Here is a 9,419-nt window from a genome sequence, read left to right as displayed (position 1 = left end):
CTCGCCGATGTTCTTGCCCGGTTGCCTGAAATGCCCGTCTCGCGCGTGCCGGAACTTCTGCCATGGAATTGGAAAAACCGGTCCCTCCAAGAGACGCCATAATCATGCAGCTCAATAAGGTGCATTCCGTCAAGACCATCGAGCGCGTTGCTGCCGGACTTGGCGAAACCGTCGACCGGATATTCGATCTCGCTATCAATATGGAAACCGAAGATGGCGTGATTTGGGTCTGCGGCCTCCGCGACGAAAGCGTCATCGCATTCACGACGTTCGGTATCGAAAACCTACGCGATCTGATCGAAATGGACCAGGAGTGAGCGCGGAGGTCTCCCTGTGGCCTACGCCGGATGATTACGCTAGGCATTTACCTTCAACACGTTATCAATGAGGTGGTTACAAAGGATCTGAAAAATGGTTAGAAGTTTTCTTCATAAAATTTCGAGACTCTATAAAGAAAGACCGAAAGAATTCTGGCGCTTTACTATTATTTGCGTCGGAGTGGAGATGTTTGCATTATACCTACTAATTTGGAGACCAGATTGGTGGGTCGAGTCTCGCCGCTATTCTGTTTTTTCAACTTGGATTCCGCCTATTGCCTTGCCCATCGCTTATGTGTGGGGAATAGTAACGTTCGATTATAATAAGAAATAGAAAGTCGGACTTACCATCGAAGCCAAGCCCTGTTCAGACGGCCCTCGCCGGAGCATTACTCAGGTCCTGCGTAATGAGTTGATAAATGGTCCATAAAGGTCAAAAAACTACTGCAAAATCTAAGTTTGGCTATCGAGATTGACTATCGACCGAAGTGTGCTTAGCTCTATCGCCATGATGGTCTATGCAAATCATTTCCGGTTTCTTTTGCTAAACCGCCCTTTTCCCCGGGCGGTCTAGGCGCGTTCGCGTCTGGCGAACCTTCCGGGGTCTTCTTACAGTCCTGAAAGTGCGGCTCTGGCGATAAAAACGCCAGTGGGGGAAATAGCATTCAACGCCGCTCATTTCCCGCATCGCCACCGTCGACAGGCAAATCTTCACACGCAACTCGTTCCTCAAACCCTTGCAGCCATTCTTGCACCATTCCTACGTCTAAAGGAGCACATCCCATGTCAACGTCGACTAACTCCACGAAAAAACCATTCAAGCGCAATCCGAAAGTCGTGATCAGCGCGGATGATCTCGCCCACCTAGAAGAGTTGGCGGACAACATGATGCGTCGACAGCCTGCACTGGCAGATCGACTACTCGAAGAGATCGGGCGCGCCCGTATCGTGGCCCCTGCGAAAGTGCGCGATAAAGTTGTGACAATGGGCAGCACAGTCACCTATCGGGACGAAATGTCCGGACAGGAAAAAACCGTAACGCTGGTCTATCCTGAGGAGGCCGATATCACGAACCTTTGCGTGTCAGTCATGACTCCCATTGGTGTCGCGCTCCTCGGATTGTCCGAAGGGGCCAGTTTTTACTGGGACACCCGAGACGATCAACGACGGACATTGACGGTCCTGGAAGTGACCCAGCCCCCAGAAAAGACGAAAGGCTAGAAACCGGTGAGGTCGAGCCATTTCTCCTCTCCCAAAGACATGACTAACTCAGAGCCACAAAGGAGGCGTCTGAAATGAATACGAAATTCCATGCCCGACGCCTCGTTTGGCCGACGGTTTTCTCAATCTTGTGCGCAGGATTAATCCTGTTCTCGTCGCACATCGCGGTTCTTGTCGGCACCGACGACACCTTATCGACCAGTATCACAGCATTGGCCTATTTTGCATTCGCATGGCTTGCCAGTCGCATGGTGTCTGCGGCGCTGGACGCAGCCAGCCCACGCAACCGCCCCTATCCACGCCTGCTGCGTGACCTGATTGCGGCGCTCCTCTTTCTTGTGGCGTTTGGAGCCGCCATCTCCCTGTTTCTAGGACAAGGTGCGATCGGGGCCTTGGCCGGTTCGGGCTTGGTGCTTGCAATGCTTGGCTTCGCGATCCGAAATGTTGTTGCCGACACCCTTTCGGGTATCGCTCTCGGGGTCGAGGGGCCATTTCGCATTGAAGACTGGATCGACATTGATAGTTTGGCGCGCGGGAAAGTCATTGAAATCGGCTGGCGCACCACGCGCATTCTAACGCGTGACTCGACCTACGCGATCATTCCCAACAGCCAAATCGCACGACAGAGGATCACCAACTACTCGGCTCCCAGACCGCAATATCGGGCGCAGATCGCAATCACACTTGATCACACAATGCCCGTTGGTCGCGCTCGCGAGGTGATGCTGAATGCTTTGAAAGATGCGAAACTGATCCAGCAAGACCCAGCACCCGACGTGCGTGTTCTTGCCTACGAAGAAGCTGGCATCACCTATGCGCTTCGTTTCTGGTTGTCGCGTTTTGATCTCGATCCCGATTGCCGTGACGAGGTTTATAGCCTTGTTGATGACGCTCTGCGAGACAAGGGATACCTCGCGCCGCACCGACGCATTGAACTCGTTCGCGCCAAACCGTCATCCTTTTAGGACGCGCGTTCTTCACACAAGTGCCCCTCTGAATGAATGCAAATGGCTCCCAATGATGATCCAGAAATCTCGAATGTTCATTCCGAATTCAGACCTTTCGGGCCTTATTTCAAGGAGTTAAGTTCATGGCTAAGATTCCAACAGTGCGGATCGATAAGCTGCTATCTTCTATGGGTTACGGCTCGCGCAAAGACATCGCACGCATAGCAAGGGCTGGAGGGATCACTCTCAATACCGCCGTGATTGTGGACGTGACCAAGCGTATTCCTATCACGCCAGACTTGCCTCACCACATGACCATATACGATGAGGCTCTCGATCCGCTCGCACCTATGGTCATGCTATTGAACAAGCCTGTGGGCATGACCTGCTCACACAGTGATGGCGGCGCACTGGTGTATGACCTCCTGCCCAAACGTTGGAGGTTGCGTGAGCCAAGGATCTCAACTGTTGGCCGCCTGGACAAGCAAACGTCCGGCCTATTGCTTCTCACAGATGATGGCGACCTGTTGCACCATGCGACAAGCCCGAAACGCCGCATAAAAAAGACCTATCGGGTCAAGCTGGCCCGCCCGTTGAAAGGCACAGAAGGCGATCTGTTTGCCTCGGGGCGCATGATGTTGGAGAACGAAGACAAGCCACTCGCTCCTGCTGAATTGGAAGTGGTTTCAGCGACCGAGGCCTTGCTCAGTATTACCGAAGGTCGATACCACCAAGTGCGGCGCATGTTTGCTGCCACTGGAAACTACGTTGCGGGATTGCACCGTGAGCGCATTGGCGGACTAACACTCCCTGAGGACTTGGCGTCGGGTGAATGGAGGCTTCTTACCGAAGGAAAGGTTTCCACAATTTTTCAATAGACTAAGGCTGGTGTGTGCGTTTTTCGCATAGGTTACTATCTACGTTTTCTGGTCTTAGCGCATGGCGCGGCAAGAACTATCGCGCGGCAGGCGTGCGAATGTTGGCTTTTCACAAAACGAACCAATGACCGCACAGCCACAACAAAGTTCCGTTTTCCGCAATCAATTCGAAAAGCCCCTGATGCTGCGGATGCACAGGTCATGTCCGCTTCGAGCCCACATTAACAATGCTACGCGGTGTACGAATGTCGGCTTTCGTTCGTCCAACGAGGTTCCTTAGCATGCTCACGCAGGTCGGATGCATTGGAATATGACACGGCACATCGAACTCTCTTAGTGACGTGACTTCACACGTCATAATTGTGACAACATTCTCCATACAATCTTAGATTAACACGCAGCCACCAAGAGACAAAAATGCCTAGTTACACGATCGATATCATCGGGGTTACCGGAACGGCTTGGGGCACATTTACATCGCAGGGTGTTGTTGGGACGATCACTTTTTCTGACGAAGACGCACTTGGTGTCGGCGACAACAACCCAGATACAGAAACAGGGGCGCTCCCCACGATAACAGCAGTCACAGGCAGTCTACCAGATGAATGGGTTGGCCAGACGTTAGCTTTTGGGTGGCAACAGCAAATCGATGGATCTGGCAGCGTCGATGCACTTGGAATGGTAATCGGTGGTGATTCGAATTTCGTCTCGACTCATTTGGTACAATACACTCATTTGGTACAATACCCTGGCGGAACTCCAATCATTACCGGAAAAACCTATACCGCAAGCGGCATTGAGAACGTTCCAAACGAAATCGTTGTCTGTTTTGTTCATGGAACTTTGATTGAAACACGCGATGGGCATGTACCTGTTGAGCATCTAAAAATTGGAGATATGGTTTTAACGCAAGATCGCGGATATCAGAAAATTCGCTGGGCCGGATCGTTCAAAGCTGGCCCCATCAAACTACTGCAAAACCCTAAACTGCGGCCCGTTCGTATCATGGCCGGGGCTCTTGGAAATGGCCTGCCCAAACGAGACCTCCTTGTATCGCGTCAACACAGAGTTTTTGTTAGATCAATAATTGCCCAACGCATTTTTGGGTCGATGGAAGTCCTGATTCCAGCAATCAAGTTGACCATGTTGCCCGGCATTCATGTTGATGAGAGCGTGACTGACGTTCAATATTTCCATTTTCTCCTTGATCAACACGAAGTGGTCTTTTCGGAGGGCGCACCAACAGAAAGCCTTTACACGGGACCGGAAGCTTTGAAATCCGTCCCCCCCGCCGCACGGCAGGAAATTCTGTTGCTGTTTCCGGAGTTGGAAAACATGTCATATGGGACGAAGCCTGCCCGACATATCCCCGAAAAAGGAAAACAAATGGAGCAGCTCATCCGCCGTCATATTGCAAATGAGAGACCTTTATTAAGTGACTAAGTGCAGCGGTGATCGCTCGTATTTTCTCTTGTCTTGCAAACATCAAAAACCAGCCATAGGCGCAACTGCAACGAAAGAGCGCTTAGTCCCGCAGTCCTGCCCTTCACCCTCCGAAAATGCTGTGCGATGCACGAATGTTTGGTTTGGTGTAGCTGCACAGCGGCCAAGTCGTATCTGATGAATGGCAGGTCTGGGCCGAGAATGCATCCAACTCCACAGTATCAGGTTAAGATACTGGGCTACCTCCGAGGTCCAAAAAGAGCTTGCGGTGTTGAGTGCTGCGCCTGCAATCAATGGCTATTTTGAAGTTTATCAACACCATTCCCTCAGAAATGTGCCTTTCCCTAAATCAGTCTTTAGGTCGCGTCCGATCGAGCTCAGGGGTGATCGGGACGAATTCCTCATCATCTCCTGGAGGCAAGCGGAAAGGCCCATTTTCCCAGTCACCCGCTTTCCAATCTTCTTTCGCTTGTTCAATCCGGTCCTTTGATGACGATACGAAGTTCCACCAGATGTAGCGTTTTTCGTTCATCGTTGCGCCACCAAGCGCCATCAGGCGAGCACCCCGTGAACCGGCCTTGAGCGAAATACGGTCGCCTGGACGGAAAACCATCATGCGGCCAGCCTCAAAGACATCACCCGCCACCTCGACGCAGCCTTCAGTAACATAGACGCCACGATCTTCGTGGTTATCAGGTAGGGGAAATGCTTTACCTGCTTCAAGCACAACATCCAGATAGAATGCCTCGGACTGCATCGTGACCGGACTGACTTCGCCAAACGCATTCCCAAGAATGAGGCGCGCTTTAATGCCCGTATCCGTTATGACAGGAAGAGCCGCCTCTTTGTGATGCTCGAAGTCTGGCTCCATATCTTCGCGGTCGGCAGGCAGCGCAATCCACGTCTGGATACCAAAAAGCTTGTTACGTCCGGCACGTGTTTCAACGCTGGTGCGCTCGGAGTGGGTAACACCTTTACCGGCGGTCATCCAGTTGACCTCACCGGGATAGATCATCTGATGCGTGCCGAGACTATCACGATGCTCAAACTCGCCGTCGTAGAGATATGTGACGGTTCCAAGACCAATATGAGGATGGGGACGAACATCGATCCCCCTGTCGTCGATGAATTCTGCTGGCCCCATCTGGTCAAAAAAGATGAATGGACCGACCATTTGCCGATCTGGCGACGGCAAGGCGCGCCGGACATCAAAACCGCCGATGTCGCGGGCGCGGGGAATGATCAGCGTTTCGATGCTATTGGCCTCGGATATGGGGCATTCGGGGTTCTGTGTTGGATTCCAGCTCATGTGAATTCTCCTATCCGCTCTTATTTAGCGTATCAAAAGACGGTTGTTTTGCAGACGCATCTGCCCTCCAAAGTTTCCTACGCGCCAACAATGACATGGCTTGAACTATGACATGTTTCTGCGTTCATTTGGCATCGTGAAAAGCAACAGAGCACCCGGAGTTGCCCAATCAAGAGATGTCTCCTCACCGATTGGCAATTGCAAACCATCTCCGGCACTCAAACGTTCACTCTCGGCGAAAGCGAGACCGTAAATCAGTTGAACAAAGCGACACGTATCCGTATCTACAAGCCGTGTGGTCGAGCCTTCATCTCCACGAACCAATCGGACCGTCGTTTGAGACCGAAGCGTCAGCAGCGATTTTGATGACGCCGGTCCAGCCAACATCACATTCCCTGTTTCCGGCACAGTCATTTGCGCGTAGCTTGACGCCCCTGCCCCCTCATCAGGAATGAGCCAGATTTGGAAAAACTGCGCAATGTCGGCATCCGAAGCATTTCGTTCTGAGTGAGAGACGCCATCACCAGCCGACATCAACTGCGCTTCGCCCGCCGAGATGAGTGATACGTTGCCCTGATCGTCGCTGTGGCGCAGCTGACCCCTGGTCACGTAGGTCAGGATATCCATGCCTTCATGACGATGCTCCGCAAAACCTGATCCGGGGATGATAGTATCTTCATTCAAGACCCTCAGGTTCCCAAAACCCATACGTTTAGGGTCTTGAAAACTGCCGAATGAGAAGGTGTGGTAGCTATCGAGCCACCCTGTTTTGCTGTGTCCTCGGATGGCCTTTTGGTGGATGGTGATCATTCTCAACCTCCGATGTTATAGCTTTTACGCTTTGCTTGCCCTGAACGGGGCGAAGGCATCATGCCTCAACACGTAACTCTGAATAAAAACCGCTGCCGGCGTTGTTGACCTACAGCGATCTTCAATTTTATGGGGCGAGATTAAAGAACAAGAATTCAGCGTCTTGCCCCTGATCAAATGTCAAAGTGCCCGATCCTTCAATTGCCAAACCGTCACCTTTGTTCAGCACGAGATCGTTTACGCGAACCGAGCCATCGGCGACCTGAACCCACCCTTTGCGGCCAGAAGGAAAATCGTGCGTGATGGTCTGATCTGACCTTAAAGTAGCCGCATATACGAGGGCATCCGCTTGTGTTGTCATAGAGCCATCTCGCCCATCATTTGATAGGAACAGCTTCAGCTTGCCGTCTTTATCCACAGGCGTCAGGTCAATTGTGTCATATGCTGGCTGTGTATTCTCAACCTCAGGCACCAGCCAAACTTGCAAGAAACGCATTTCCTCAGTCTGAGATGGGTTAAACTCGGAGTGGGTTACACCTGAACCGGCGCTCATGTATTGCACGCCTCCTTCGGACACGACCGATCCGTTGCCCATGCTGTCTTTATGCTCAAGCGCACCACCCAAAACGTATGAGAAAATCTCGGCGTTCTTGTGTGGATGTGCCCCAAAACCTTTGCCGCCTTCCACACGATCATCGTTGATAACGATCAGGTTTCCAAAGCCGAGATGCTTGGGGTCGTAGTATTGACCAAAGCTAAAGCTGTGGGCTGATTTGAGCCAGCCAAAATCGGCTTTTCCTCGTTCGTTTGCTGGCCGTTTCGTAAAGCGTGGGGTCTCTTGGATGTCTGGTTGAATAGTCATTATGCTATTCCTTTGAATCTGAGTTCATTGATGCTGTTGTTCTCTACTTCGCCGTAGAAGCTGCGACGTGTGCTGGCCTGAATGCTTAGGATGGGCGGTGACATGTGCGCGCTCCTTTGGACGAATTGCCTTGTCTGTCAGTTGCCGTATTGGCGTGTTGTCATCGATATAACTGTTGCAAATTTTCGAACCAGACTGATAATTGGCAAAACATATTTGTGATCAGGAGAACAATGTCCCGTTTAGATGAGGCCGAAACATTCGTTGTGATCGCTCGCACCGGCTCCATCAGCCGTGCGGCAGAGCAGCTTGGAGTTGCAAAATCGGCAGTCAGTAGAAGGCTTTCCGATCTGGAGGCTCGGCTCGGCGCCCAATTGATACTGCGCACAACCCGACAATTCAGTCTGACAGAAGAAGGACGATCATTTCTTGCCAATGTAGAGACAGCGTTGGAGGCCCTCGATGACGCGGAGCGAAACGTGCGCGCAGAGGTGCAAGAACTTTCCGGCCCGCTTCATGTCGCGGCGCCTGTATCTTTCGGGCTGTCAAAACTGCAGCCTGTGTTCACACAATTCCTAATTGATAACCCAGAGGTTACATTGCGCGTCGATTTTTCGGACCGCAATGTTGACCTTGTGCAAGATGGATTTGATGTTGCGATCCGCATAGGTGACTTACCAGATTCATCCCTCATCGCGCGCAAAATATCCTTTGTGCGCCACTGTGTCGTCGCGTCTCCCACCTTTTGGGACGCACACGGGAAACCCAACACGCCTGAAGACCTTCGTCACCTTCCCATTCTACGCTACGAAAACATGAGAAGTCGCCAAACGCTTACATTTGAAAGACCGGATGGCACCAAAGGTTCAATCAATCCTCCACAACGTGTCAGGGCCAGTAACGGAGATTTTTTGGCACAAATGGCAGTCGCCGGATTGGGGTTCATGGTTGAGCCAGAGTTTGTCGCGGAACCCTATTTGCGACCCGAAGAACTCGTTGAAGTTCTACATGATCACGATTGGTTCGGTTTTAATCTCTATGCTGTTTTTCCGCCTGGCAGACGCCCAACACGCCGCACAAAAGCGTTTTTGGATTGCGTTGAGCAGGCATTAGGGTAGCGCTTTGCCTCAAATGACTGGATCGGCTTAAGGTTGGTCATCAAGCAGTGCCTATCTGGCGTATATGGGTATAGGATGTTTCCAATAAGGTAAGTGTAGCTGATTATCACTGAATTGGAGGCAGACACATTAAGGGATAAAGTCGTTCGAACGATAGCATTGCTGGACAATTGAGCTACCCCCCGAAATTCGGACAGTGACGTAAGCTACGATTTGCAGTCTGCTGATCTTCGACGAAAAGGAGATCAGAGATGTCGAAACGCAAACAACATGCGCCTGAATTTAAGGCGAAGGTCGCGCTGGAAGCCTTGAAGGGTGAGGAGACCGCCGCCGAGCTGGCAAGCCGGTTCGGGGTGCATCCGACGATGATCCATCAATGGAAACGTGCGCTCTTTGAGGGCGCCTCCGGCGTGTTTGAACGCGGTGGCAGAAAGAATCCCGAGATCAATGAGGAGCAGGTGAAGGAACTCCACGCCTAGATCGTGGGGTAAGTCCGCGAACGCCATGCGTTCGA

Annotated in this window: 10 protein-coding genes; 7 read left to right on the top strand and 3 right to left on the bottom strand. The window is 51.8% G+C overall.

Features of this window, described 5'->3' with window-relative positions; translation table 11 throughout:
- Positions 1–104: 104 nt before the first annotated feature.
- The 5 genes from BM152_RS18280 to BM152_RS18260 all read left to right on the top strand — a co-directional run bounded on the left by BM152_RS18280 (position 105) and on the right by BM152_RS18260 (position 4,806).
- Positions 105–317, top strand: a complete 213-nt coding sequence (locus tag BM152_RS18280; RefSeq protein WP_066601492.1) for a hypothetical protein — start codon at positions 105–107, stop codon at positions 315–317.
- A gap of 783 nt (positions 318–1,100) precedes the next feature.
- Entirely contained in the window at positions 1,101–1,538 is a 438-nt protein-coding gene (gene rnk / locus BM152_RS18275; RefSeq protein WP_066604746.1) for a nucleoside diphosphate kinase regulator, read from the top strand.
- A 74-nt stretch (positions 1,539–1,612) separates the two neighbouring features.
- The gene (locus BM152_RS18270; RefSeq protein WP_066604749.1) at positions 1,613–2,503 is read left to right on the top strand and encodes a mechanosensitive ion channel family protein; all 891 of its coding nucleotides are present in this window, start codon (positions 1,613–1,615) and stop codon (positions 2,501–2,503) included.
- A gap of 125 nt (positions 2,504–2,628) precedes the next feature.
- Entirely contained in the window at positions 2,629–3,363 is a 735-nt protein-coding gene (locus BM152_RS18265) for a pseudouridine synthase (RefSeq protein ID WP_066604752.1), read from the top strand.
- A gap of 417 nt (positions 3,364–3,780) precedes the next feature.
- Positions 3,781–4,806, top strand: a complete 1,026-nt coding sequence (locus BM152_RS18260) for a Hint domain-containing protein (RefSeq protein ID WP_244524896.1) — start codon at positions 3,781–3,783, stop codon at positions 4,804–4,806.
- A gap of 349 nt (positions 4,807–5,155) precedes the next feature.
- On the opposite strand, the gene BM152_RS18255 is transcribed toward BM152_RS18260, so the two are convergent.
- The 3 genes from BM152_RS18255 to BM152_RS18245 all read right to left on the bottom strand — a co-directional run bounded on the left by BM152_RS18255 (position 5,156) and on the right by BM152_RS18245 (position 7,787).
- Complete coding sequence (locus BM152_RS18255) at positions 5,156–6,115, bottom strand: pirin family protein (RefSeq protein ID WP_066599154.1); 960 nt, start codon at positions 6,113–6,115, stop codon at positions 5,156–5,158.
- A gap of 105 nt (positions 6,116–6,220) precedes the next feature.
- Positions 6,221–6,925, bottom strand: a complete 705-nt coding sequence (locus tag BM152_RS18250) for a pirin family protein (RefSeq protein ID WP_066599151.1) — start codon at positions 6,923–6,925, stop codon at positions 6,221–6,223.
- A gap of 127 nt (positions 6,926–7,052) precedes the next feature.
- Positions 7,053–7,787, bottom strand: coding sequence for a pirin family protein (locus tag BM152_RS18245; RefSeq protein ID WP_066599148.1), 735 nt, complete (start codon positions 7,785–7,787; stop codon positions 7,053–7,055).
- Positions 7,788–8,020: 233 nt separating this feature from the next.
- On the opposite strand from BM152_RS18245, the gene BM152_RS18240 reads away from it, so the two are divergent.
- Positions 8,021–8,905 carry a LysR family transcriptional regulator gene (locus tag BM152_RS18240; RefSeq protein WP_066599145.1) on the top strand — a complete coding sequence of 295 codons (885 nt, stop codon included), beginning with the start codon at positions 8,021–8,023 and terminating at the stop codon, positions 8,903–8,905.
- Between the two features lie 251 nt (positions 8,906–9,156).
- Complete coding sequence (locus tag BM152_RS18235) at positions 9,157–9,384, top strand: IS3 family transposase (RefSeq protein WP_066598943.1); 228 nt, start codon at positions 9,157–9,159, stop codon at positions 9,382–9,384.
- The last annotated feature ends 35 nt before the right edge of the window (positions 9,385–9,419 follow it).

The sequence above is a fragment of the Celeribacter halophilus genome (genome assembly GCF_900114135.1).
In the GTDB taxonomy this organism is placed as follows: Bacteria; Pseudomonadota; Alphaproteobacteria; order Rhodobacterales; family Rhodobacteraceae; genus Celeribacter; species Celeribacter halophilus.
This window is presented reverse-complemented; position numbering and strand designations above follow the sequence as displayed.

Coding starts and splice junctions, on each gene's coding strand:
- BM152_RS18280 (WP_066601492.1), top strand. CDS start 105: ATGCAGCTCAATAAGGTGCATTCCGTCAAGACCATCGAGCGCGTTGCT.
- rnk (WP_066604746.1), top strand. CDS start 1,101: ATGTCAACGTCGACTAACTCCACGAAAAAACCATTCAAGCGCAATCCG.
- BM152_RS18270 (WP_066604749.1), top strand. CDS start 1,613: ATGAATACGAAATTCCATGCCCGACGCCTCGTTTGGCCGACGGTTTTC.
- BM152_RS18265 (WP_066604752.1), top strand. CDS start 2,629: ATGGCTAAGATTCCAACAGTGCGGATCGATAAGCTGCTATCTTCTATG.
- BM152_RS18260 (WP_244524896.1), top strand. CDS start 3,781: ATGCCTAGTTACACGATCGATATCATCGGGGTTACCGGAACGGCTTGG.
- BM152_RS18255 (WP_066599154.1), bottom strand. CDS start 6,115: ATGAGCTGGAATCCAACACAGAACCCCGAATGCCCCATATCCGAGGCC.
- BM152_RS18250 (WP_066599151.1), bottom strand. CDS start 6,925: ATGATCACCATCCACCAAAAGGCCATCCGAGGACACAGCAAAACAGGG.
- BM152_RS18245 (WP_066599148.1), bottom strand. CDS start 7,787: ATGACTATTCAACCAGACATCCAAGAGACCCCACGCTTTACGAAACGG.
- BM152_RS18240 (WP_066599145.1), top strand. CDS start 8,021: ATGTCCCGTTTAGATGAGGCCGAAACATTCGTTGTGATCGCTCGCACC.
- BM152_RS18235 (WP_066598943.1), top strand. CDS start 9,157: ATGTCGAAACGCAAACAACATGCGCCTGAATTTAAGGCGAAGGTCGCG.